Source organism: Phaeobacter sp. A36a-5a (genome assembly GCF_037911135.1).
GTDB classification, from domain to species: Bacteria; Pseudomonadota; Alphaproteobacteria; order Rhodobacterales; family Rhodobacteraceae; genus Phaeobacter; species Phaeobacter bryozoorum.
This window is the reverse complement of sequence record NZ_JBBLYU010000002.1, coordinates 96,335-118,730: the sequence shown is the minus strand read 5'-3', so window position 1 is coordinate 118,730 and position 22,396 is coordinate 96,335. Positions and strand designations below refer to the sequence as shown.

Genomic DNA, 22,396 nt, shown 5'->3' with positions numbered 1-22,396 from the left:
GTTGCATCCCATCATGACGCACACTGCCAGTGCTTGCTCAGGCTTGGCTTATGTTGTCCGGCAATGGAGCCCCGAATCGCGCCTCCAGCTCTTTCCCAGGAAACCCAAGAAACCGGCAGGTACAGATTTCGACGTGGCTATGCGCATCGCGAAGACGGGTCCGCCCGTCACTGCGCTCCAGATAAAATCCTTTGCTGCGCAGAGCGCGGATCAGATCCAGCCAGTTCTTTGCTGTGCGAAAGCTCTCGCTCAGAACCATCCGCAGCTGCGCCGCCATTTCGGCATCTAGGCGCGAACCGTTGCGTGCTGTGGCCCAAGCCGTTTCCCCCGAGCTGATTACAGTCTCATGTGTCTGCGCCTGCGTCGGCGTTTTTCCCATCATGGTCTTACCCCCAAGTTACCTTCATCCAACTCCCATCAGACTAGTGGGATAAAGGCTGGCAAGAACAGTTGTACAAACGGTAAAGGGGCCGTCTCTTTCGAGACAGCCCCCTCTCTGAATGGATAGGTTTTTAACCTTTTTTCAGAACTTCACGCCCCAGAAGCTCTGCGATCTGGACGGCGTTCAGGGCAGCGCCCTTGCGCAGGTTGTCGCTGACGCACCACAGGTTGATGCCGTTATCAATGGTCGAGTCCTGGCGGATCCGGCTGATAAAGGTTGCGAAATCGCCGACGCATTCGACCGGCGTCACATAGCCGCCGTCTTCGCGCTTATCGATCACCATAATGCCCGGCGCTTCGCGCAGAATATCGCGGGCTTCATCTTCGTCCAGGAAGTCTTCGAACTCGATGTTGATGGATTCGGAGTGGCCGACAAAGACCGGCACGCGGACGCATGTCGCCGTGACCTTGATCGACGGATCGACGATCTTCTTGGTCTCCGCAACCATCTTCCACTCTTCCTTGGTGGAACCATCATCAAGAAAGACGTCGATATGCGGGATCACGTTGAAAGCGATCTGCTTGGTATAGACAGAGGGCGGAACATCCTGTGTCGGATTGTAGACTGCTTTGGTCTGATCCCACAGCTCATCAATCGCTTCCTTGCCGGAGCCGGAAACCGACTGATAGGTGGAGACCACAACGCGCTTGATCTTGGCGCGATCATGCAGCGGCTTCAGCGCGACAACCATCTGTGCGGTCGAGCAGTTGGGGTTCGCGATGATGTTCTTTTTGGCATAGCCATGCACCGCCTGCGGGTTCACCTCAGGAACAATCAGCGGCACATCGTGATCATAACGATAAAGCGACGAGTTATCGATAACCACACAACCGGCGCCAGCGGCCTTTGGCGCGTATTTCTTGGTCGCGTCGGACCCGATGGCAAACAGCGCCATATCCCAGCCGCTGAAATCAAAGGTGTCGAGATCTTGGGTCTTCAGTGTTTTGTCGCCGAATGTGACTTCGGTGCCGAGGGATTTGCGGCTCGCCAGAACTGCAATCTCATCCACAGGAAACTGGCGTTCAGCCAGAATGTTCAGCATTTCACGGCCCACGTTGCCCGTGGCGCCCGCGATAACGACGCGATAACCCATTTTGTGTCTCCAATTGTGTCCGGCCTCGTGACCGGCTGCGGTGTCTTATCGGGAAAGCCCGCGCGAGGAAAGGCTAGATCAATCCAAGCTGTCTCGGCTGAGCAGATATATTGCGCATCCGGCCAGCAAAAAGGCGAGCAGGAAACCGAAAATAGCCAAATAGGGCAAGGAAAGGTCCGCACCGGACGTTTCCGCATGCAGGCGCCCACTGGCAAACTGCATGATTCCCACCCCGCCGATGCCAAAGAAGTTGAGCATGGTCACACCGCGACCCACCAGATGCGGCGGCACAAAGGCACGCCCCTGCGCCAGGATCACCGGAAACGCAGCGCCAAAGAAGCCAACGGCCGCCATCAGCGCCACCACCAGCGGCACGGGACCATCCACCCACAGCATCAAGGCCCCCAGCGCGACACAGGCAAGCAGATTGCCGCCAAGCACGACCCCCTTGCGGGTTCCCAGCAGCCGGTCCATCGGACCATAGGCAAAGGTGCCAAGGATCATCGCGACCCCCATCACCAGGCTGGCCAACCCGACCGCCTCCCGCCCCAGTCCAAAAACATCGCTCAGATAGGGTCCGATCCACAGCCCCCGCAAGGCCGCAGAGGGGGCGTAGGCCACGAACATCATGATGAATATCGGCCAGAGGACCGGCAGGCGCAGAATATCGAGAACAGACCCTTTGGCCCCCTCGCCCGCCTCGACCCGCGCCGGATCCTTTACCGTCAGCGCGATGCCCAGTGCGACTGCGGTAGAGATCCCTGCAAGCCCGAACAGCGTGCCCCGCCATCCCAAGACCTCAACCGCCAGCGCCGTTGGATAGGACGCGACCAGATTGCCCAGCGAGCCCACCCCGAGCATCACGGCCGCCAGTGTCGCAAAACGGCGTGGCGGATATTCGCGTGCGAATATGTAATAGGACGCCATGAGCACTGGAGAACAGCCGATCCCGATCAGGACCATCGCAAGGCTGATATGTGAGGGCTGAGCCGCCAGCGCAAAGACCAGCGTTCCGCCGCCACCGCCAAGCAGCAGCAGTGCCGCAGCGGTCCGGCTTGGTCCGACACGATCCAGCGCCCAGCCGACCGGCAGTTGCATCGCCGCAAAGGTCAGGAACCAGAGCCCTGAGGCAAAGGCGAGATCCTCGGGCGTGGCTCCCAGATCGTTTTGCAAGGCGGAGCTGAGCACCGCCAGGAATGCGCGAAAAAACTGACTGAGCACATAGCCCAGACATAATATGACCAGCCCGGCCTGCATGTTGGTCCCCCCCGGAATGAGATGTCTGCCCCGGCAAGCAGCCAAGACCAGCAATCGTAATCCGTCCACAGTGGCGATTTCGCACCAATTCACAAGAGTGCGAAACCACTTAGCCGTGATTGGTCGTGTGCTGCTGTCGCGCTAGGCTATGGTGTCAACAGGATGAACGGATCGCAGATGACACAGGATGGTTTCTACCAAAGCCTAGCGCCCAGCCGCGACTTTGCCGGTCTGACCCGCTCTGGTGCCTTTACGCCGCTGCCGAGGGACTGGATGGTCGGCTGCTGCGATATCGTCAATTCCACTGATCTGATCGCGACCGGGCGCTACAAGACGGTAAACACCATCGGCGCCTCGGCGATTGCCGCGATGATCAACGCCCTAGGAGGCACGCCGTTTCCCTATGTCTTTGGCGGTGACGGCGCCTCCTTTGCAGTGGCCCCTGAACACGCCGATATCGCGCGCGACACGCTGGCGCGGCTGCGCAGCTGGACCAGCGCGGAATTCGACATCGAGCTGCGCGCGGCATTGCTGCCGGTGTCCTGGATCAGAGCCGAAGGCCTGGATGTCGCCGTTGCCCGCTATGCCGTCTCAGACGCGGCCGACTACGCAATGTTTGCCGGTGGTGGCCTCAACTGGGCGGAACGGCAGATGAAGCTGGGAGGTTTCGAAGTGCCCCCCGCACCGCTACCCGATCCGCCGGATCTGACAGGCCTGTCCTGCCGCTGGAATACGATACCGGCTCGCAACGGGATGATCCTCTCGGTCGTGGTGCAGCCCCATAGTCGGGCCTCAGCCAGGGATTTTGCCAAAATCGCCAGCGATGTTCTCGCAGTTGCAGACAAGTTGCAGCGCCATGGTCATCCGGTGCCGGAGGGCGGGCCAAGCTTCAGCTTCCCCCCGCCGGGTCTGACGCTGGAGGCAAAGATGTCACGCGGGAAAACCGCGTTGATTTTGCGAAAGCTGCAGTTGTTTGTTCAGACTGTCTTTGCGGCCTATGCGCTCACCCGCAAGCGTCCGATTGGTGGCTTTGATGCCCAGCATTACCGCAGAATGCTCGTCGCCAACGCGGATTTTCGAAAATTCGACGATGGCCTGAAACTGACACTCGACTGTCCGGCAGAGGTGCGCGACGAGATCACACATATCCTGGAGAAAGCCGCGGCCGCAGGGCAGGTGCGCTATGGCCTTCACGAACAGGACGAAGCGCTGGTAACCTGCATCGTACCGTCCGCGATGCGCGACGATCACGTCCATTTCATCGACGGGGCCGCGGGCGGCTATACGCAAGCAGCGCTGAGAATGGCCGCCGCTTCAAATCCGGCGGCGGCCTGAGGTCTGATTGGGACCGTTTTGCGTTGGCGAGATGCCCCCGATCAGACCGGCTGGAACTTGCCGCTGCGCGGCTCATAACACTCCAGACCACCCTCGCCGATATCGGTCCAAAGGCCATGCAGGCTCAATGTTCCATCCCGCACGGCGCTATCAATGAAGGGGAAGGTCATCAGGTTTTCGAGCGATGCAACCACCGCCTGCCGTTCAAACTGACGCGCCTGCGCGTCGGTATCCTCGATATCTTCGACCAGCGGAAACTTCGGCTTCAGGATATCCATCCAACGCCCGACAAAGCTCTCCTTGGCATCCAGCGCTGGTGCATGGCCTTTGCACATGTCGATACATCCCTGCACACCACCGCATTGTGAATGCCCCAACACAATCAGATGTGCCACCTTCAGAACGGTGACTGCGTATTCAACGGTCGCGCTGGTGCCATGGTGATCGCCGTCAGGCTGATAAGGCGGCACCAGATTCGCAATATTGCGGTGAATGAAGAACTCGCCCTGATCGGCACCGAAAATCGAGGTGACATGAACCCGACTGTCGCAGCAGGAAATAACCATCGCGCGCGGGCGCTGCCCTTCGCTGGCGAGCCGCCGGTACCAGCCTTGATTTTCGCTATAGGTCGTGGCTTTCCACCCATGATAGCGCGTCACCAGATAGCTCGGCAGGGGTTTGGCAAATTGCATGTGTCGTTCCTCGATTGACCTCTGGCAGGTCTGTTACCAAGGATTGTTAGCAAATTCGAGAGATTTGGTCATCCGGCTGGAAACCTTTTGACAACTTCTAAGGCGCAAGTTTGGCCCGTGCCGTGGGGGCATGAATAAATTGGGGTTTAATGTGGTGGCTCAAATACTCACTGTAGTACACAAAGAAAATGTGCGCCTAGACTCCGACAAACTGTCGGATCTCTATACGCAACTCGGCGAAGCCGGGGCCGAAGATGTGGTTTGTCGCGCGATCGAGGAACTCGCCGTGCGGCTGTCTCATTGCGAACGTCTCTGGCGCCAGAACGATTTGCCAAACCTACGCAAAAGTGCGCGTTCCCTGATCGCTATCGCCGATCAGATTGGCATGACAGCAATGGCACGGGTTGCCCGTGACGTGACCGGCGCGATCGACATAAACGATTTTGCAGCAGTTTCGGCGACCCTGTTCCGGCTGATGCGGATCGGCGAGCGATCCCTGACCGCTGTATGGGAGCAACAGGACCTTTCGGTCTGACAAGTGATCCTGGGGGGACACTTGCTCGGATATATCTGACAGCGGATCTGCCGCCGATGGAGCCGGTCTTCAACTGTCAGACCAAGGCCTGATGCCAACCAAATGGCAATTTCGTAGCGACGCAGGTTATGCGTCCGGGCTCTTCGCGGGGCCCTTATTGGCGTTGCGCCTGCGGCCGTGACGGATGCAACCTGTTGAAACCACGGGTTGACCGACAATCAGCAGGGCTTGCAGACGGCGCTGTGACAGATACTCTGACCATGAAATCGCCCCCCGGTTCCGGAGTATCCTGTCATGCCCTCTGCCAAGCCATCCGCCATCAGCCGCCTCTCGCGTCCGGCCTTCGCCGACCCGGCGACGGCCAGCCTCGATCTGCATGTGCTGGATCAGGACAAGTGCGAAGACTGGCTTGCCAATGCGCCGAGCGAGACCGGTAACTGGGCCCGCACCAATGGGTTTCGCGGCGCCATCGGGCAGGTGCTCGTCATTCCGGATCGCGACGGTGCGCCCAGACAGGTGTTGGTGGGATACGGCACCGCCAAGGACCGCGCGAGGGGCAGGTTCATTCTGGCCGGCGCCCTCTCTGCGCTGCCCGGAGCAACCTATCGCCTGGTTGAAGGGATCGCCGAGGAGGATCGCCCGGCTGAGTGCCTAGGTTGGCTGCTCGCCCAATATAGGTTTGATCGGTATAAATCCGGGCGCGTCTCCGAAACCCATCTGATCGCACCCGAGGGAGTCGATACAGCCCGGATCGAGGCCTGCGCGGCCGGGGAATATCTGACTCGCGACTTGATCAATACGCCCGCCTCTGACATGGGGCCGCAGGATTTGCAGGAGGCAACACAGGCGCTGGCGGATCGATATGGCGCCGCCCTCGACGTTGTCGCCGATGAAGATCTTCTGACGCAGAACTTTCCCATGATCCACACCGTTGGCCGCGCTTCGGATCGTCGCCCCCGCCTGCTGGATATGCGCTGGGGCAATACTGGCCCGAAGCTCACCCTTGTAGGCAAGGGCGTCTGTTTTGACACCGGCGGCCTCAATCTCAAACCCGGCAGCAGCATGGCCCTGATGAAAAAGGATATGGGAGGTGCCGCCAATGTCCTGGGGCTCGCAGAGATGATCATGGCGCTGCAATTGTCTTTGCAGCTCCGCGTCCTGATCCCAGCGGTTGAGAACAGCGTTTCGGCGAATGCCTTTCGCCCCGGTGATGTACTCACCGCGCGCAACGGTCTGACCGTCGAAATCAACAACACCGATGCCGAAGGTCGGCTGGTCCTGGCCGATGCCCTGTCCTACGCGGCGGAAGACGCCCCGGATCTGCTTATCTCCATGGCCACGCTGACGGGCGCGGCGCGTGTGGCGGTCGGTCCGGATCTGGCGCCGTTTTACACCGATAGCGATAGCGATGCCGATGCGCTCAGCGCGGCCGCCGCCGCCTCAGCCGACCCGGTCTGGAGGATGCCTTTTCACGCGCCCTATGAGACCATGATTGAACCGCTGATCGCTGATCTGGACAACGCGCCAAGCGGCGGCTTTGCCGGATCCATCACCGCAGCTCTGTTCCTGCGCCGCTTTGCCAACGGCAGCCGGTATATGCATTTCGACATCTATGGCTGGACGCCGACCGCCGCCCCGGCCCGACCAAAGGGCGGCGCATTGCAGGGCGCTCGGGCCCTGCTCGATGCGTTGCCAACCATGCTGAACCTCTGAGGCACCGGATGACCGATCCCCGCCGCACCCCGGCCAATGGCCGCGTGATCGCTGCACATCTGGCGCAGCAATCGCCCGACCGCACGGCAGTGACAGGACAACCCGCCTGTATTCGTTTGCCCGTGGTAAACCTGTTACGGCGCCCGGACGGGCCGCGTGACCGTCAACTGTTGCTTGGCGCCGAGATCACGATCTACGAAGAGCGCGATGGATGGGCGTTCGTGCAGGCTGTGGCTGATGACTATGTCGGCTATGTTCCGGCCACAGCCCTCGCAACCGATGCCGCCCCCGCAACCCATCGGGTCTGCACACCGGCAACACATGCCTATAGCGCCGCAGATATGAAATCCTCCGACCTCTGCAGTCTCAGCCACGGCAGCAGGGTGAGCGTCCTAGCTTTCACAGATCGATTTGCGGAAACCAATCTGGGGTTCATCCCCGCGTCTCATCTGCGGCCGGTTTCAGTGCCCGAAACCGATCCGGTCGCGGTTGCACAGCTCTTTCTCGGTACGCCTTATCTGTGGGGCGGAAACAGCCGCTGGGGGATCGACTGCTCGGGTCTGGTCCAGGCGGCGATGCTGGCCTGCGGGGTCACCTGCCCCGGTGACAGCGACCAGCAGGAAAATGAAATGGGCCAGAACATATTGCTCGGCAACACAGCGGTTCCCAGTGATCTCAGACGTGGCGATCTCCTGTTCTGGAAGGGCCATGTCGCCCTGATGCAGGACCACGAAACCATGATCCATGCAAACGCCCATCATATGGCGGTTGCACTGGAGCCGGTGGCGGATGCGGTGGAGCGGATCATGGTGCAGGGCGATGGACCGATCACTCGTCACCGGCGCCCAGACCTCTAAAGCCGCTTCTTCGCGGCCCGGATCATCAGGCAGCGCCGCAATCGGCGGTCAGGTCACGGATCGGATGAGCTTGCGTTCGAGCACACGCAGCACGGATTTGAGATCATGGCCGCGCTTCAGAATCTGCCCATCCATACCGACAACCGCATATTGCCCCTGCCTATTACGCAGCTTGGGACGTTTCTCGATACGATAAAGAGGGTGCTCAGCGGTGCGCCGGAACACCGAGAAAACGGCCAGATCCCGAAGGGTCGAAATGCCGTAGTCCCGCCATTCCCCGGCTGCAACCATACGGCCATACAACGACAGGATCACCGAGAGTTCGGTCCGGTGAAAGGCAACCTGCTGCGGGCCGGAAAACGATGAGAAGGGCTGCACTTGGTCAAAGCTCATAATGACAGCGTTGCGCCAAACAGACAGCAAATCAAGCATTATTGCCACCTTGCGGCGCAGCTGGCGTCCTCAGGAAGGCGAAAGCTCGGGCAGAACAGAGCGTGTGTCCAGACCGATGGTCTGCTCAAAAGCCGCACGCCCAGGGGCGGTCAGCAGCAGCCCCCGTTTGACCGGCTGACGCTTGACCCAGCCCGAAGTCAGCGCGTGAGACAACAGCTGACGCCCCAATTCGCCCGAGATATGCAGGCGCCGCTCCGTCCAGTCCATGCAGGGCTTCGCAAAGGCTTGCCGTGAAGGCCGTGTCGGCAGGGTCACTCCCAGCCGGTCCCATTCTGCTGCCGGAATCACTTCGAACCCGCCGTTGCGCTCAACCAGAATTCCAAGATCGAGAAACCGTCGGGTCATCGCCACCGCCAATGGACCGGCAAAGTGGTCGTAGCAACTGCGCAATGGTGCCAGGACACCCGCCTTTCGCTGCTGCGCACGATGCAGATGATCCGACGGCGCAATCGCAGCCAGTTGCTCAAGGGTCTGTGCCACCTCGGCGCTGGCCAACCTGTGAAAAACGCAGCGCCCTCGCTTTTCAGCAACGACCAGGCCTGCGGATTGCAGCAGCTGCAGATGCGCTGTTGCTGTCGGCGCGGTGACACCTGCCGCCGCCGCCAGCTCCTTATTGGTGTAGGACCGACCGTCCAGCAGCTCGCATAACATACGGGTGCGGCTGGCATCGGAAAGCGCCTGGCCCAGAATATCAAATCGAGGAGTGCTCATGGTCAGACGATAACCCGCCGCCCGCGATTGCGCCTAGTACAAACGCTTCGACCATCGCCGAAGGGTTCTAGCCAGCCCGTCTGTCCCATCATTAACCGGGATCTAACCTCAACCGCATAGTTTTTTCGCATCGCGCCTGATCAGGATCTGGAGCCAAGAGACCATGCAGCATGACCCCAAACAACGACGCCATCGACCTGACCGCGTTCAGACCCGAGCCGACGAGCACTGGCGTGGTCTGGGGGGCCTCTGCCTTCTCATGGGCAGCGCGTTGCTGATCGCCTCACTTCTACTGCTGGCCGGCAAGGTCGATGCCGATCCTCAACCGACCAACAAACACGTTGCCCAACGTATCGCTCTGATGGGTGGCCAAAAAACGGCCGTTCAGGATCTTGCAGCGATGACCCGCGACTACATCGCATTCGATCGCGGTGCCGCGCGCGCGGCCCGACGCGCTCTGATCCGGTCGACGCGCCGCATCCCGCGCGAATTCCGCCAGGATGTCACCGATCTGTCATCCCATGCACGCGGCGGTATCTGGGCAAACTGGGCTGATTTCAAACGCCATGCGGAGTCTGCCGAACGCGCGGCACGCGCACTGAATACCCGCTCGGCGGCCGGGTTGAAACGCAGCCTGCCGCGCCTGCTATCCGCCTGTCACAACTGCCACCAAATCTACCGTGAGACACCGCGCGAATTCACCACTCACTGAGCTGCCCTAGCCGGTTCGACCCGATGGCCGATCAGCCAGCACTGTTGCCTGCCGTACCAGCGACCCCGTAGCGGGCAAGAAACGTCTTAATCGCGGCCTCAACCACACGCTCACGCTCGTCATCGCCGATATCGGCGTCGATGTTGAAAAGCAGCCTAAGGAACATATCCGCGCGACACAGTTCCGCAAACTGATCAGCCGCTAGATCCAGATCCTCGATCCGCAGCTCGCCCCGTGCGGTCGCTTCTGTCAGATACTCGCGCAGCTGCGCCCGAATGGTTGCCGGTCCGCTTTCGTAGAAGCGGCGCCCCAGATCCGGAAACCTGTCCGCCTCGGCAACGCAGATGCGAAACATCTTCACGCCAAACTCCGACAGGATCACCGACAGAACGTGGTGCCCCGCCTCACGCAGCGCGGTCTCAGGGTCACAGCAACCCGCGCCAATGCTGACCGCTGTGTCAGCCTGACGCGCGCAACCGTGCCGAGCAACTTCCATGAACAACAGCCGCTTGTCCGGAAAGTAGCTGTAGAGCGTTGCCTTCGAGACCCCGGCTTCTCGGGCAATATCATCCACGCTGGCGCCCTCAAACCCATGGGCCATAAACACATCCCGCGCACCGAGGAGCACCTGATCATATTTGCGACCCTTGCGGGGAATAGCGGTTGGCTGGTTCATCAATACTCTCGGTCAGGGGGCGATACAGTGATCGGATATCGCGGGTTGCAGGCCCAATCTAGGCATTCTGCGGCAAGGTCAAGCGTGACCTCACAAACGGTTGCGGCGTCGTGATAGTCTATGAGCCAGAGCCCTGCGCGGCGAACAAAAAATCGCTTGCGCCGACGATCTGTCCAACTCATGACATCAGCTTAACGCGTTTGTCGGCATAGGCAAACGCGCGGATGGAAACACACCGGAACCGCTTATGGCGACGGCTCTGCGGCTGCGCCATGGGGGCCAACGGATAGGTGCCAGCGCGTCAGCGCTGCCCGGCCCAGCTGGAAGAGGACCTCATCCGAGGTCCGATGACAGGCGGGAGCCCTGCGCGGGGTGAGAAACGCTCTTCCCGAGTTGGTCAAATTAGGTTACCAATTCCCACGATGCTCGACATATTTCTGAGAACACTCCCGTTTTTTGCGATCATCGGTCTTGGATATTGGGCCGGTCGCAGCCGCTTTTTCTCGGAAGAGGCCACCGCCAGCCTCACAAAGTTCGTCTTCTATTTCCCACTTTCGGCAATGATCTTCCGATTTGCCGCCAATCTGTCTTTTTCGGAGATCTTCGATCCCCGGCTGGTGCTCGGGTATCTGTTGGGCACATCGGTAGTTTATGGGGTCACCACGCTGGTGGCTGCGCTGCGTCGCCTCGACATGCAAACCGCCGCAGTAGAGGCGCAATGCGCGGCCATCGGCAACGTTGGATTTCTCGGCCTGCCAATGATGATCATCTTGTTCGGCCCGGCCTCGGTAGGGCCGATGATGCTGGTTCTCAGCGTCGATCTGGTGGTGTTTTCCTCTCTGATCGTCGTCCTGATCAACCTGGGGCGCGGCAGCGGCCTTAGCGGCGCCACGCTGGGGCTGGTTGGTCGTGGGTTGCTGCGAAACCCGATGATCCTGTCGATCTGCGCAGGTCTGATCTGGTCGGCGCTCGCGCTGCCGATACCGACCCCTGCGAATGCGTTTCTTGCCTTGCTGGGCGATGCCGCAACGCCCGGCGCGCTCTTTGCGATCGGCGCGTCTCTGGCCTCGAAATCTGCCGAACGGGTGCAGATTGCCAGCTGGCTCAGCTTCGCCAAGCTGGTATTGCACCCGGCCGCAGTGGCGCTCTGCGTGCTGGTGCTGGTGCCTGTGGATCCCTATGCCGCCGGTGTCGCCATCGCCGCCGCAGCGCTGCCGGTGGCCGGAAACGTCTACATGCTGGCGCAACACTATGGGATCGCCCCACACCGGGCCTCAGCCGCCATCCTGCTGTCGACGACACTCTCGATCCTGACACTGCCCTTGGTGATCGCCGGGGTCTCGGTATTGACGCAGCCCTGAGCCGATCCGGCCACTGACCGGGCGATATTGGCATCAATCGCGGCCATTGGCGTCCGCAGTCTTCAGGTTTTTGCAATGATATGTCGCAAAAACAGGGACCACAGACGCGCAGTCACTGGACCCTATGGCTGACCACAGGTAGCGATAGAGCAACATAGAACAAAGGAGTCGCCCCATGGAAACCGTCTCGGAAAATGCCGCCTTCGGAGGCGTGCAAGGCGTCTATCGCCATGCCAGCAGCAGCACCAATTGCGACATGACCTTTGGGCTGTTCCTGCCGGAGGAAGTCGCCGATGGGCCGGTTCCGCTGCTGTGGTATCTGTCCGGGCTGACCTGCACCCACGAAAACGCCATGACCAAGGCAGGCGCGCAGGCCTGGTGCGCGGAACAGGGGATCGCCATCGTGTTTCCGGACACTTCCCCGCGCGGCGACGGGGTTGCGGATGACGAGGCCTATGATCTGGGACAGGGGGCTGGTTTCTACGTGAACGCCACCCAGGATCCCTGGGCGCCGCATTTCCGGATGTGGGATTACGTCACCGAGGAGCTGCCTGCCCTGCTGGCCGAGCAGTTTGCACTGGATATGGATCGCCAGTCGATCACCGGCCATTCCATGGGCGGACATGGCGCGCTGACGATGGCGATGAACCTGCCGGGCCGGTTCCGGTCGGTGTCGGCCTTCGCGCCGATCTGCAACCCCTCGGCCAGTGACTGGGGCCGCAAGCAGCTGACGGCCTATCTGGGCACTGACGAAGCCGCATGGGCGCGCCACGACGCCACCCTGATGATGCAGGAGAGCGGCTTTGACGGGCCAATCCTGATCGACACCGGCACATCCGATCAATTCCTCGACCTGTTGAAACCGGAGGCTCTGGCCGAGGCTGCGGCGGCCCGCCGCCAGCAGGCCGTCCTGCGGATGCAGCCGGGATATGACCACAGCTATTTCTTTGTCTCTACCTTCATGGAGGACCATGTGTCCTTCCATGCCGAAGCGCTCTACCGGGGCTGATACATGGCAGATTTCAACTACGACCTCATCATTATCGGATCCGGCCCCTCCGGGCGCACCGCAGCGATTCAGGCAGGCAAACTGCACCGCCGCGTATTGGTCATCGACCGCAAGGATCGTCTGGGCGGTGTCTCGGTGCATACCGGCACTGTCCCGTCCAAAACCCTGCGAGAGACCGTGCTGAACCTCTCTGGCTGGCGCGAGCGCAGTTTCTATGGCCGCGCCTATCGGGTGAAGGATCAGATCCAGGCCGAGGATCTCAAGGCCCGCCTGCACATGACCCTCGACCATGAGGTCGACGTGCTGGAACATCAGTTCAACCGAAACCACGTCGAGGTCCTGGCCGGCTTTGCGCGTTTTGTCGGCCCGAACGAGGTCGAAGTCGCTACCGAGGCAGGCGATACCACCCGTGTCACCGGCGAGAAATTCCTGATTGCCACCGGCACGCGCACCTATCGCCCGGAGTATGTACCATTCAACGGCAAAACCGTCGTCGACGGCGATGAGTTCCTCGAAATGGAGGAAATCCCGCGTTCGCTGGTCGTGGTCGGAGCCGGGGTGATCGGCGTCGAATATGCCACCATGTTCTCTGCCCTTGATGTCCGTGTGACCCTGATCGAGCCGCGCGACACCTTCCTCGACTTCATCGACAGCACATTGATTCAGGATTTCACTCACCAGATCCGCGAGAACGGCGTCGATTTGCGTCTCGGCTCTGCCATCACCAAGATCGAGGACGAAGGCAGCCATATCGAGGTGAGCCTGGAGAACGGACGTCATGTACGCGGCGACATGCTGCTGTTCGCCGCTGGTCGCATGGGCAATACCGAGGCGCTGAACCTTGAGGCTGTTGGTCTGGAAACGGATCACCGCGGCCGTCTCAGTGTTGATCGCAAATCCTATCAGACCGCTGTGCCGCATATCTATGCCACCGGCGATGTGATCGGCCACCCCTCCCTGGCGTCGACCTCATTGCAGCAGGGGCGGGTTGCAGCCTGTCACGCGCTGGAAACACCGACCCTGCCCGAAAGCCCATGGTTCCCCTATGGCATCTATTCGGTGCCTGAGATGTCAACCTGCGGCATGTCGGAGGAAGAACTCCAGGAACGTGGCATCCACTACGAAATCGGCATCGCGCGCTTCCGCGAAACCTCTCGCGGTCATATCATGGGGCTGGAACACGGCATGCTGAAGATGCTGTTCTCTCTCAAGACGCGCCGAGTGCTCGGTGTTCAGATTGTCGGCGAAGGCGCAACCGAACTGATCCATATCGCCCAGGCGGTGCTCAACCTCAAAGGCACGGTGGATTACTTCGTCCAGAACACCTTCAACTATCCGACCCTGGCCGAGGCCTATAAGATTGCGGGCCTTGACGCGTTCAACCGAATGCCGATCCCGGAGGAGTTCAAGGTGAAGAAGACCGGCCCCGAGACCTCCAAGACCGCCGCCAAGGCGAAACCGGCCGCCAAGGTAAAACCCACCAAGGCCGCTGAGTGATGGCGCTCTATATCGACGCCGATGCCTGCCCCGTCAAAGCCGAGGCAGAGCGCGTGGCAACCCGCCACAAGGTCACGATGTATGTTGTCTCAAACGGTGGGCTGCGCCCCTCGCAGAACCCGCTGGTAGAGACCGTGATCGTATCTGAAGGCGCCGATGTAGCCGACATGTGGATCGCCGAGCGTTGCGGAAACGGCGATGTCGTGGTCACCGGAGATATTCCGCTGGCCGCAAAATGTATCGAGGCCGGCGCCCGGGTGTTGCGGCACAATGGGGAACGCTTCACAGAGGCCAATATCGGCCAGCAACTGGCGATGCGCGATCTGATGGCAGATCTGCGCGCCGCCAATCCGCTTGGTGCCGGGGGCAGCGGCAAAGGCTTTACCAAAGCCGACCGATCCCGCTTTCTCGACGCGCTCGAGCGTGAGATCCGCGCCGCAAGCGCCACCTGAACCGGTCCGGTCGCCCCCTGCTCTTGCCCTTTGCACATCGTTGCGTCACTGATTGCACCAATCACCGAGGCGGAGAGCAGATGTGACGCAGCAACAGGCAGGCCTCCCCATTCTTGGCGTCCTTGCGGCAGTCGGGGCCGCGATCTGTTTCTCCATCATCGACGTCATCTTCAAATTCCTGTCCGGCGATTACCCGCTATATCAGGTGGTGATGTTCCGCTCCGTCGTGGCCATGTTCGTCTTGCTGGCGCTGATCATCCCTCTGGAAGGCGGCTATGGCATTCTGCGCACGCGGCAACCCCGTCTGCATCTGCTGCGCAGCCTCGCGGTGCTATTTGCCAATCTCTGTTTCTTTACCGGTCTCGCGATCATGCCCATCGCCGAAGCGGTGGCGATTGCCTTTGCCACGCCGCTGGTTGTCACCAGCCTGTCAGTCCTGTTTCTGAAAGAGCGGGTTGGCCCTTGGCGCTGGATGGCGGTTGCCATCGGTTTTGTCGGTATTCTGATGATCATGCGCCCGGGTCCCGGCACCTTTCAGCCTGCTGCAATCCTGCCGTTTCTCGGTGCCTGCGGCTATGCCACGCTGCATGTCCTGACCCGCCGGGCTGGCGGTTCGGACAAGGCGGCGACACTGTCCTTCTACCCGACGCTTGGGTTTCTGCTGGTCAGCTCCCTTGTCGGGCTGCTAGCCGGTGACGGGCGCTTCGCCACCTCCGACAGCGCTGGTCTGCAGTTCATCCTGCGCGCCTGGATCTGGCCTGCCTCTCAGGATTGGCTCCTGTTTCTGACCGTGGGGCTAGCCGGCTCCGTCGGCGGTTATCTGGTCAGCCAGGCCTATCGCCAGTGCGAGGCTGGTCTGGTTGCTCCGTTTGAATATATCGCCATGCCGATGGCCGTGGTTTGGGGCGTATTGGTCTTTGACGAATGGCCAGACGGCCCGGTCTGGATCGGATCGACCTTGATCATTGGCGCCGGTCTTGTTTCAGTCTGGCGCGAAACCCGCCGCAGTCGCCCTGCCCCTCGCCCACGACCGCGTTCGACCGGATAGGAGAGCCTGAAGATGACCATCCAAGCCGTCGTTTTTGACATCGGCCGCGTGCTGATCGAATGGGAGCCTGAACGCTTCTACGATGCCAAGATCGGCAAGGAGCGACGCGAAGCGCTGTTTCGCGAGGTCGACCTGCATGAAATGAACCTGGGCATAGACCGGGGCGACGATTTCAAGGGCGCCGTCTATGCGCTGGCCGATCAGCATCCCGAATGGGCCGACGAGATTCGCCATTGGCACGACAGCTGGCTCCAGATGGCCAGCCCTGCGATTCCTCACTCCGTTCGCCTGATGCGCGCTCTGCGCCGACGCGCTGTGCCGGTCTTTGCGCTCACGAATTTTGGGATTGGCACCTTTGAACTGGCCAGAACCACCTACCCGTTCTTCGACGAGTTCGACAAAGCATTTGTCTCCGGCCATCTACGCACGATCAAACCTGAGGCAGAGATCTACGCCCAGCTTGAACAGGATACCGGCGTACCGTCTGAGCGTCTCCTGTTCACCGACGACCGCCCCGAAAACATCGAGGCTGCCGCCGAACGCGGCTGGCAGACGCATCTCTTTACCCATCCCCAGACCTGGGCTGATCGCCTGGTAACAGAGGGACTGCTGTCGCCGGAGGAGGCCCAATGAGCGCGATCCTGCAAATCCCATTCGACCAGGGCGAAGCCAATCTGGACTGGCGATCGTTCTGTGATGCCCTCGCCGCAGGACACCGGCTGCCAAAGGCTGAGGTCACCGATAGTTTCCTCTACCGGGGCAAGGACACGCTGCTGAACCGCGCTGCGTGGATTGATGGGCTTGGTCTTGCGGTGAAAAGCGCGACGATCTTTCCCGGCAACCCGGATCGCGGCCAGCCGATGGTCAATGGTGCGGTGTGCCTCTACGACGATCAACACGGGATGCTGGAGGCGCTGATCGACTTCCATCTGGTGACCAAATGGAAAACGGCTGGTGACAGCCTGCTGGGGGCGCTCCGCTTGGCCAATCCAGACAGCCGGGAGATCCTGATTGTTGGGGCCGGTACAGTCGGGGCCTCGCTGATAGAGGCCTTTGGCACCGCCTATCCCAAAGCTCAGATCCGCATCTGGAATCGTACGTTGGCAAAGGCAGAGGCGCTGGCACACCGCTACCCCCATACGAAAACAGCACCCGATCTGGAAACTGCTGTGCGGGCGGCGGATATCATCGTGACCTGCACCATGTCGTCGACGCCTATCATCCATGGGGACTGGTTGCACCCCGGCCAGCATCTCAATCTGATCGGCGCCTACCGCCCAGATATGCGCGAGGCGGACGATACCGCTCTGCAACGCGCCGAGATCTATTGTGACAGCTTTGACACCACCATCGATCACATTGGGGAGTTCAAGATTCCGCTGGCCGACGGCGTGATCCGCCGCAACGAAATCCTGGCGGACTTCTACGATCTGGAGCGCTTTCCCGAATTCGACCCTACCAAGATCACCCTGTTCAAAAACGGGGGCGGCGCACATATGGATCTGATCACCAGCCGCCACATTCTGGACTGCTGGCGAGGAGGGAGCTAACCCCCAGGTCGCAGCTCTCAGGCAGCGGCCATCCGGGCCCGCGGGTGTTCGCGAATGGGCAGGTGCACAATGGCGCTGAACGCGCCGATCCCGACACCGATCCACCAGACCAGCGTGTAATCTCCGTAGATGTCATACATCCGCCCCCCCAGCCACACGCCCAGAAAACTACCCAGTTGGTGACTGAAGAACACGATCCCATAAAGCGTGCCCATGTAACGCAGCCCGTAGAGATGCGCGACAAGACCGGAGGTCAGCGGCACCGTCGCCAGCCACAGCGACCCCATCACGATGGAAAAAATGATGACCGAAACCGGCGTGATCGGCACCAGAATAAAGGCCGCCGCCGCAATCGTGCGGCCGGTATAGATCGCCGCCAGCAGGTATTTCTTGGAATACCGGTTGCCTAGCCAACCGGCGAGCAGGGTTCCCCCGACATTGGCCGCGCCGATCAGCGATATCGCAACCGCCCCCAATGTCGAGGTTGAGGTGATACCCATCGAATAAAGCGCACCTCCCGGCAGGATCGGGCCGCACATCTCTGTCACAAACGCAGGGAAATGCGCCGTGACAAAGGCCAGCTGATAGCCGCAGCTGAAAAAGCCGAGGAAAATCAGCGTATAGGACGGATCCTTGAACGCCTTTACCAGGATTGCCCCCATGCTCTCTTCCAGCTCCGCCTTGGAGGCCGCTTCCGGTGCGCGCATCAGGGGCAGGGTCGCGATCAGCGCCAGAACAACGCCCGCAAACACCAGAAAAACGCTCTGCCAGCTCAAAAACGTCAGCATCCATTCGGCAGTCGGCGCGCCGAAAATCTGCCCGGCAGAGCCAGCGGCAGTGACAATTGCGAGAGACATTGACCGGTTCTCATCCGAACTGGCCCGGCCAACCACGGCCAGCACGACACCAAACCCGGTTCCGGCTATGCCGAAACCCACCAGCCATTCATAAGCCTGCATCTCAAACGGCGTGGTTGCGAAGGCGCTGAGCACCAGACCGGCTGCATAGATCAGCGCGCCGATGATGATCGCCTTGCGGTCGCCGATCTTCTCTGCGATGGCGCCGAAAATCGGCTGCCCGATGCCCCAGGCCAGATTCTGGATGGCAATCGCCAGCGAAAATTCGGACCGCAACCAGCCGAATTCCTCGGCAATCGGGATCTGAAAGACGCCAAAAGACGCACGCACCGCAAAGCTTGCCATAATAATGATGCAGCCGACAATCAGGACAGGGGTAAACAGCGGTGCGGGGCGGGTCATGATCACTCTCCTTGCCGGAGGGGCTCCGGTCAGGCGACGGTACGGAAAAAACAGGGTCGGTCAAATCAGGATTTTTGCGCCTATAGGCAAGAATATTTGATGTATTACAGCCTGCCCTTTTCCACAGAGACTTCGCGACCGCCCGCATCTGTCCTTGCAGCTGCAAAACCGCGATAGGCTGAGATATCTTTCCATCCGAAGGCCCTCAGGCTATCCCTTCCGACATGACCCATCTGACCGCGCTTTATCAGCAGAAAATCGACGCAGGCATGTTGAAGCCCGACCCTGCGCAGGAGGCCGTGCTTCCCCATTTCGACCGCATCGCCGCGGGCCTGAAAGCCCCGCCGGTGAAACGCGGCCTCTTTCGCAAGGCCAGCTATCAGGCGGTGAAGGGCCTTTATCTCTGGGGTGGGGTTGGACGGGGCAAGTCGATGCTCATGGATCTGTTTGTCGACAGCCTTGATGACGTTCCATCGCGGCGCGTACACTTTCACGCCTTCATGCAGGAAATCCACGGCAAAATGCACGAAGCGCGCCAGCAGGGGGTCGAAGACGCGCTGGCACCCGTTGCGGCAGAGGTGGCGGAGTCGGTCCGGCTGCTGGCCTTCGACGAGATGCAGATCAGCGATATCACCGATGCAATGATTGTCGGCCGCCTGTTCGAGGCGCTGTTCGCCGCTGGTGTAACGGTGATCACAACGTCAAACAGGGTGCCGGATGATCTCTATAAGAACGGGTTGAACCGGCAGCTGTTCCTGCCCTTCATCGACCTGATCAAGCAGCAGATGCAGGTCCATGAAATGGTCAGCCCGGTCGATTATCGTCAGGATCGTCTGACTGGGGCACAGGTCTATTTCTCGCCAGTAAATGCCGAGGCAAACGCCAAGATTCGCGAAATCTGGGAGGATCTCTCCGGCGGCCCGGCCCTTCCCCTGACGCTGGAGGTCAAGGGGCGAGACGTAACGCTGCCTGCCTTCCGCAACGGTGTCGCTCGGGCCGGATTTTATGATCTCTGCGGCAAAATGCTGGGTCCCGGCGACTACCTGGCCATCGCCGAGGTAGTCAAGGTTCTGGTGCTTGAGGATATTCCCCGTCTCAGCCGCAACAACTTCAATGAAGCCAAGCGTTTTGTGACACTGATTGATGCGCTTTACGAGGCAGGGGTGCGCCTCATCTGCTCAGCCGCTGCGGAGCCGGAAATGCTCTATGTCGAGGGGGAAGGCACATTTGAATTCGAGCGCACAGCCTCCCGGCTGCGTGAGATGCAGGACCGGGACTGGGGACGCGAGGGCTGAGAGCAACAAGGGGGCGCTGCCCCCTCGAAAGCACGGCTTTCTCACCCCCGGAGTATTTTTGGAAAGATGACGGGAAGCACTGGCACCGATCACCGGCGCCGTCAGTCATCAGTCGTCAGCCGTTTTCGCGCAGAATGTGACCGGCCAGATAGAGCGAGCCGCAGATCAGCACTCGTGCCTGCGGGTCCTTGGCGACAATCGCCTCCAGCGCTGCCATAGTGCTGTCTGCCGTGCCGGCCTCGATACCCACGGATTTGGCCGCGACTTCGGTCTCCCCGGCGCTCAGCGTGTTCACCTCATCGGGGATCGAAATCGCCGTCAGGCTTGCAACATGCGGGGCCAGCGGGGCCATGTAGCCGCGCACGTCCTTAGTGTTCAGCATGCCGCAGATCAGATGCGTTGGGCGCTCCGGCAGTTTGGCCAGCACATCCGCAAGCGCCACGCCCGCCGCGGCGTTATGACCGCCGTCCAGCCAGAGTTCGACCTCCGGCGCGGCCTCGATCAGCGGGCCGGTTTTGAGCCGTTGCATCCGGGCGGGCCATTCGGCGTTCGCCATCGCCGCCTCGCAAGCCGCCTCATCGGCGCCCAGATGGCGCAGCGCCGCCAGTGCGGCGCCGGCGTTCTGGACCTGATGCGCGCCAAGCAGGACCGGAAGCGGCAAATCCAGCAGGCCGTTCTCGTCCTGAAACACCAGCCGCCTGCGCTCCTCCCAGACATGCCAGTGCTGGCCATAGGCGATCAGCGGCGCGCCAAGACGGGCGGCGGTGGCCTCGATCACCTCCATGGCCTCCTCGGGCTGCGGGCCAACCACAACCGGTACCCCGCGCTTGATGATGCCGGCTTTCTCGCCCGCGATCTTGGCCAGCGTGTTGCCCAGGAACTGCTCATGGTCAATCGAAACCGGGGTGATCACGCTGAGCGCCGGGGTGATCACATTGGTCGCATCCAGACGCCCGCCCAGGCCCACTTCCAGCAGCGTGTAGTCGGCAGGCCTGCGGGAAAAGGCGAGAATCCCCGCCACCGTTGTTATCTCGAAATAGGTAATGTTCTCGCCGCCGTTCCTGGCATAGCACTCGTCCAGCACCTCGGTCAGATGCTGTTCCGAGATCAGCTCTCCGGCCAGCCGGATCCGCTCATGAAAGCGCGCAAGATGCGGCGAGGTATAGGCATGAACGCTCTTTCCCATCCCCTCAAGCCCGGCCCGGATCATCGCCTGGGTCGAGCCCTTGCCGTTGGTGCCCGCCAGATGGATCACCGGCGGCAGCTTGTCCTGCGGATTGTCCAGCGCTTCCAGCAGCCGCCAGACCCGGTCCAGCGTCAGGTCGATGATCTTGGGGTGCAGCGCCATCATACGGGCAAGGATCGCGTCGGAGGTCTGGGTCATTCTACAGCTCACTGGCGTTGGTACAGGCGGTAAGATATGCAAACGGCCCACCCGAAGAACGAGCGGGCCGCAACATCAGAGATTATCAGGATCAGCCGCCTGAGGCCGGTGCATCTGCGGCACCCTTGGTGTCGTTCCCGGCCTGTTCGCTCGCATCCGGGGCGGGCAGGTCGCCGACAATCTGCGGCGGCAGGCCCAGCAGCATGCGGGTGATGGTGATCAGCTCGTCACGCATCTCCGTGCGCGGGGTCACCCGGTCCAACATGCCGTGATCCAGAAGGTATTCGGCGCGCTGAAAGCCCTCAGGCAGTTTCTCGCGAATGGTCTGTTCGATCACCCGGGGGCCAGCAAAACAGATCAGCGCATTGGGTTCGGAGATATGGACATCCCCCAGCATCGCGTAAGAGGCTGTCACACCACCGGTCGTCGGATGGGTCAGCACGACGATATAGGGCAGGCCCGCCTCTTTCAGCATCTGCACCGCAACGGTGGTCCGCGGCATCTGCATCAGCGACAGGATGCCCTCCTGCATGCGTGCGCCTCCGGCGGCGGAGAATAGCACCAGCGGGCGTTTCAGCTTCACGGCTTCCTGAGCGGCCGCGATGATCGCATTGCCTACGAACATGCCCATGGAGCCGCCCATGAAGGAGAAATCCTGTGCCGCAGCGATGATCGGCGTCCGGCCGATTTCACCGGCAGCCACCAGCATCGCCTCTTTCTCCGCGGTCTTCTTCTGCGCCGCTTTCATCCGGTCGGGATAACGTTTCTGATCACGGAACTTGAGCGGGTCGGCCAGAGGTTCAGGCACTTTGACTTCGGTGAAGACACCGCCATCAAACAGCGCCAGAAACCGGTCGCGTGGCGTGATGTGCATGTGGTGTCCGCAATTGTTGCAGACATTCAGATTGTCGCTCAGCTCGCGGTGAAACAGCATGGTGCCGCATTCGTCGCATTTGCGCCAGAGGTTCTCGGGAACTTCGCGGCGCGAGAAGATCGAATTGATCCGCGGCCGGACGTAGTTGGTGATCCAGTTCATAAGCCATGCCTTTGTAGGGGCGGTTTGGA

The 22,396-nt window shown here is 60.8% G+C and carries 23 protein-coding genes; 13 read left to right on the top strand and 10 right to left on the bottom strand.

The annotated features are described in order from the left end of the window. Nucleotides 1-37: 37 nt before the first annotated feature. The 3 genes from WLQ66_RS11130 to WLQ66_RS11120 form a co-directional block, all read right to left on the bottom strand. Nucleotides 38-382, bottom strand: a complete 345-nt coding sequence (locus tag WLQ66_RS11130; protein ID WP_340546443.1) for a relaxase family protein — start codon at nucleotides 380-382, stop codon at nucleotides 38-40. Between the two features lie 130 nt (nucleotides 383-512). Beyond that, nucleotides 513-1,535 (bottom strand): aspartate-semialdehyde dehydrogenase, encoded by a 1,023-nt coding sequence (locus WLQ66_RS11125; RefSeq protein ID WP_340546442.1) that lies wholly within the window; start codon nucleotides 1,533-1,535, stop codon nucleotides 513-515. Between the two features lie 78 nt (nucleotides 1,536-1,613). Further along, nucleotides 1,614-2,792 (bottom strand): MFS transporter, encoded by a 1,179-nt coding sequence (locus WLQ66_RS11120; RefSeq protein WP_340546441.1) that lies wholly within the window; start codon nucleotides 2,790-2,792, stop codon nucleotides 1,614-1,616. A 177-nt stretch (nucleotides 2,793-2,969) separates the two neighbouring features. Here WLQ66_RS11120 and WLQ66_RS11115 point away from each other — a divergent pair, with 177 nt between their 5' ends. After that, a complete protein-coding gene (locus WLQ66_RS11115; RefSeq protein ID WP_340546440.1) occupies nucleotides 2,970-4,127 on the top strand; it encodes a DUF3095 domain-containing protein in 1,158 nt (385 codons plus the stop codon). Between the two features lie 41 nt (nucleotides 4,128-4,168). Here the strand turns inward: WLQ66_RS11115 and WLQ66_RS11110 are convergent, their stop codons facing one another. Next, nucleotides 4,169-4,819 (bottom strand): carbonic anhydrase, encoded by a 651-nt coding sequence (locus tag WLQ66_RS11110; RefSeq protein ID WP_340546439.1) that lies wholly within the window; start codon nucleotides 4,817-4,819, stop codon nucleotides 4,169-4,171. A gap of 130 nt (nucleotides 4,820-4,949) precedes the next feature. Between WLQ66_RS11110 and WLQ66_RS11105 the strand changes: the two genes are divergently transcribed. The 3 genes from WLQ66_RS11105 (at nucleotide 4,950) to WLQ66_RS11095 (ending at nucleotide 7,924) form a co-directional block, all read left to right on the top strand. After that, nucleotides 4,950-5,354, top strand: a complete 405-nt coding sequence (locus tag WLQ66_RS11105) for a hypothetical protein (RefSeq protein ID WP_340546438.1) — start codon at nucleotides 4,950-4,952, stop codon at nucleotides 5,352-5,354. Between the two features lie 294 nt (nucleotides 5,355-5,648). Further along, on the top strand, nucleotides 5,649-7,067 hold the full coding sequence (locus WLQ66_RS11100; RefSeq protein WP_340546437.1) for a leucyl aminopeptidase family protein: 1,419 nt from the start codon (nucleotides 5,649-5,651) through the stop codon (nucleotides 7,065-7,067). Between the two features lie 8 nt (nucleotides 7,068-7,075). Further along, the gene (locus WLQ66_RS11095; RefSeq protein WP_340546436.1) at nucleotides 7,076-7,924 is read left to right on the top strand and encodes a C40 family peptidase; all 849 of its coding nucleotides are present in this window, start codon (nucleotides 7,076-7,078) and stop codon (nucleotides 7,922-7,924) included. A gap of 48 nt (nucleotides 7,925-7,972) precedes the next feature. On the opposite strand, the gene WLQ66_RS11090 is transcribed toward WLQ66_RS11095, so the two are convergent. Then, on the bottom strand, nucleotides 7,973-8,317 hold the full coding sequence (locus tag WLQ66_RS11090; protein ID WP_340546435.1) for a DUF2794 domain-containing protein: 345 nt from the start codon (nucleotides 8,315-8,317) through the stop codon (nucleotides 7,973-7,975). Between the two features lie 69 nt (nucleotides 8,318-8,386). After that, nucleotides 8,387-9,088, bottom strand: coding sequence for an ArsR/SmtB family transcription factor (locus WLQ66_RS11085; RefSeq protein ID WP_340546434.1), 702 nt, complete (start codon nucleotides 9,086-9,088; stop codon nucleotides 8,387-8,389). Between the two features lie 163 nt (nucleotides 9,089-9,251). Between WLQ66_RS11085 and WLQ66_RS11080 the strand changes: the two genes are divergently transcribed. After that, nucleotides 9,252-9,800, top strand: coding sequence for a cytochrome c (locus WLQ66_RS11080; RefSeq protein WP_340546433.1), 549 nt, complete (start codon nucleotides 9,252-9,254; stop codon nucleotides 9,798-9,800). Nucleotides 9,801-9,831: 31 nt separating this feature from the next. Here the strand turns inward: WLQ66_RS11080 and WLQ66_RS11075 are convergent, their stop codons facing one another. Next, complete coding sequence (locus WLQ66_RS11075) at nucleotides 9,832-10,476, bottom strand: TetR/AcrR family transcriptional regulator (protein WP_340546432.1); 645 nt, start codon at nucleotides 10,474-10,476, stop codon at nucleotides 9,832-9,834. A 422-nt stretch (nucleotides 10,477-10,898) separates the two neighbouring features. Here WLQ66_RS11075 and WLQ66_RS11070 point away from each other — a divergent pair, with 422 nt between their 5' ends. From WLQ66_RS11070 to WLQ66_RS11040, 7 genes are all read left to right on the top strand, one after another. Next, nucleotides 10,899-11,837, top strand: a complete 939-nt coding sequence (locus WLQ66_RS11070; protein ID WP_340546431.1) for an AEC family transporter — start codon at nucleotides 10,899-10,901, stop codon at nucleotides 11,835-11,837. A 175-nt stretch (nucleotides 11,838-12,012) separates the two neighbouring features. Next, complete coding sequence (gene fghA / locus WLQ66_RS11065) at nucleotides 12,013-12,846, top strand: S-formylglutathione hydrolase (RefSeq protein ID WP_340546430.1); 834 nt, start codon at nucleotides 12,013-12,015, stop codon at nucleotides 12,844-12,846. Nucleotides 12,847-12,849: 3 nt separating this feature from the next. Next, complete coding sequence (gene sthA, locus WLQ66_RS11060; RefSeq protein ID WP_340546429.1) at nucleotides 12,850-14,343, top strand: Si-specific NAD(P)(+) transhydrogenase; 1,494 nt, start codon at nucleotides 12,850-12,852, stop codon at nucleotides 14,341-14,343. Continuing rightward, nucleotides 14,340-14,795 carry a YaiI/YqxD family protein gene (locus tag WLQ66_RS11055; protein ID WP_340546428.1) on the top strand — a complete coding sequence of 152 codons (456 nt, stop codon included), beginning with the start codon at nucleotides 14,340-14,342 and terminating at the stop codon, nucleotides 14,793-14,795. Before sthA ends, WLQ66_RS11055 begins: the two co-directional genes overlap by 4 nt. 82 nt (nucleotides 14,796-14,877) lie before the next feature. Then, nucleotides 14,878-15,843 carry a DMT family transporter gene (locus WLQ66_RS11050; protein WP_340546427.1) on the top strand — a complete coding sequence of 322 codons (966 nt, stop codon included), beginning with the start codon at nucleotides 14,878-14,880 and terminating at the stop codon, nucleotides 15,841-15,843. A gap of 12 nt (nucleotides 15,844-15,855) precedes the next feature. Then, nucleotides 15,856-16,476, top strand: a complete 621-nt coding sequence (locus WLQ66_RS11045) for an HAD-IA family hydrolase (protein WP_340546426.1) — start codon at nucleotides 15,856-15,858, stop codon at nucleotides 16,474-16,476. Then, nucleotides 16,473-17,393 (top strand): ornithine cyclodeaminase family protein, encoded by a 921-nt coding sequence (locus WLQ66_RS11040; RefSeq protein WP_340546425.1) that lies wholly within the window; start codon nucleotides 16,473-16,475, stop codon nucleotides 17,391-17,393. Before WLQ66_RS11045 ends, WLQ66_RS11040 begins: the two co-directional genes overlap by 4 nt. Nucleotides 17,394-17,410: 17 nt before the next feature. Here WLQ66_RS11040 and WLQ66_RS11035 read toward each other — a convergent pair whose 3' ends face one another. Beyond that, nucleotides 17,411-18,652: an MFS transporter gene (locus tag WLQ66_RS11035; protein ID WP_340546424.1), complete on the bottom strand. Its 1,242-nt coding sequence runs from the start codon at nucleotides 18,650-18,652 to the stop codon at nucleotides 17,411-17,413. Between the two features lie 224 nt (nucleotides 18,653-18,876). Between WLQ66_RS11035 and zapE the strand changes: the two genes are divergently transcribed. Further along, on the top strand, nucleotides 18,877-19,947 hold the full coding sequence (zapE, locus tag WLQ66_RS11030; protein ID WP_340546423.1) for a cell division protein ZapE: 1,071 nt from the start codon (nucleotides 18,877-18,879) through the stop codon (nucleotides 19,945-19,947). A 115-nt stretch (nucleotides 19,948-20,062) separates the two neighbouring features. Here the strand turns inward: zapE and WLQ66_RS11025 are convergent, their stop codons facing one another. Together WLQ66_RS11025 and accD are read right to left on the bottom strand one after the other, a co-directional pair. Next, nucleotides 20,063-21,331 (bottom strand): bifunctional folylpolyglutamate synthase/dihydrofolate synthase, encoded by a 1,269-nt coding sequence (locus WLQ66_RS11025; protein ID WP_340546422.1) that lies wholly within the window; start codon nucleotides 21,329-21,331, stop codon nucleotides 20,063-20,065. 91 nt (nucleotides 21,332-21,422) lie between these two features. After that, nucleotides 21,423-22,367: an acetyl-CoA carboxylase, carboxyltransferase subunit beta gene (accD, locus tag WLQ66_RS11020; protein WP_340546421.1), complete on the bottom strand. Its 945-nt coding sequence runs from the start codon at nucleotides 22,365-22,367 to the stop codon at nucleotides 21,423-21,425. Between the last annotated feature and the right edge of the window lie 29 nt (nucleotides 22,368-22,396).

Excerpts from the sequence above, each read along its gene's own strand:
- WLQ66_RS11130 (WP_340546443.1), bottom strand. The coding sequence starts at position 382 with ATGATGGGAAAAACGCCGACGCAGGCGCAGACACATGAGACTGTAATC.
- WLQ66_RS11125 (WP_340546442.1), bottom strand. The coding sequence starts at position 1,535 with ATGGGTTATCGCGTCGTTATCGCGGGCGCCACGGGCAACGTGGGCCGT.
- WLQ66_RS11120 (WP_340546441.1), bottom strand. The coding sequence starts at position 2,792 with ATGCAGGCCGGGCTGGTCATATTATGTCTGGGCTATGTGCTCAGTCAG.
- WLQ66_RS11115 (WP_340546440.1), top strand. The coding sequence starts at position 2,970 with ATGACACAGGATGGTTTCTACCAAAGCCTAGCGCCCAGCCGCGACTTT.
- WLQ66_RS11110 (WP_340546439.1), bottom strand. The coding sequence starts at position 4,819 with ATGCAATTTGCCAAACCCCTGCCGAGCTATCTGGTGACGCGCTATCAT.
- WLQ66_RS11105 (WP_340546438.1), top strand. The coding sequence starts at position 4,950 with ATGAATAAATTGGGGTTTAATGTGGTGGCTCAAATACTCACTGTAGTA.
- WLQ66_RS11100 (WP_340546437.1), top strand. The coding sequence starts at position 5,649 with ATGCCCTCTGCCAAGCCATCCGCCATCAGCCGCCTCTCGCGTCCGGCC.
- WLQ66_RS11095 (WP_340546436.1), top strand. The coding sequence starts at position 7,076 with ATGACCGATCCCCGCCGCACCCCGGCCAATGGCCGCGTGATCGCTGCA.
- WLQ66_RS11090 (WP_340546435.1), bottom strand. The coding sequence starts at position 8,317 with ATGAGCTTTGACCAAGTGCAGCCCTTCTCATCGTTTTCCGGCCCGCAG.
- WLQ66_RS11085 (WP_340546434.1), bottom strand. The coding sequence starts at position 9,088 with ATGAGCACTCCTCGATTTGATATTCTGGGCCAGGCGCTTTCCGATGCC.
- WLQ66_RS11080 (WP_340546433.1), top strand. The coding sequence starts at position 9,252 with ATGCAGCATGACCCCAAACAACGACGCCATCGACCTGACCGCGTTCAG.
- WLQ66_RS11075 (WP_340546432.1), bottom strand. The coding sequence starts at position 10,476 with ATGAACCAGCCAACCGCTATTCCCCGCAAGGGTCGCAAATATGATCAG.
- WLQ66_RS11070 (WP_340546431.1), top strand. The coding sequence starts at position 10,899 with ATGCTCGACATATTTCTGAGAACACTCCCGTTTTTTGCGATCATCGGT.
- fghA (WP_340546430.1), top strand. The coding sequence starts at position 12,013 with ATGGAAACCGTCTCGGAAAATGCCGCCTTCGGAGGCGTGCAAGGCGTC.
- sthA (WP_340546429.1), top strand. The coding sequence starts at position 12,850 with ATGGCAGATTTCAACTACGACCTCATCATTATCGGATCCGGCCCCTCC.
- WLQ66_RS11045 (WP_340546426.1), top strand. The coding sequence starts at position 15,856 with ATGACCATCCAAGCCGTCGTTTTTGACATCGGCCGCGTGCTGATCGAA.
- WLQ66_RS11040 (WP_340546425.1), top strand. The coding sequence starts at position 16,473 with ATGAGCGCGATCCTGCAAATCCCATTCGACCAGGGCGAAGCCAATCTG.
- WLQ66_RS11035 (WP_340546424.1), bottom strand. The coding sequence starts at position 18,652 with ATGACCCGCCCCGCACCGCTGTTTACCCCTGTCCTGATTGTCGGCTGC.
- zapE (WP_340546423.1), top strand. The coding sequence starts at position 18,877 with ATGACCCATCTGACCGCGCTTTATCAGCAGAAAATCGACGCAGGCATG.
- WLQ66_RS11025 (WP_340546422.1), bottom strand. The coding sequence starts at position 21,331 with ATGACCCAGACCTCCGACGCGATCCTTGCCCGTATGATGGCGCTGCAC.
- accD (WP_340546421.1), bottom strand. The coding sequence starts at position 22,367 with ATGAACTGGATCACCAACTACGTCCGGCCGCGGATCAATTCGATCTTC.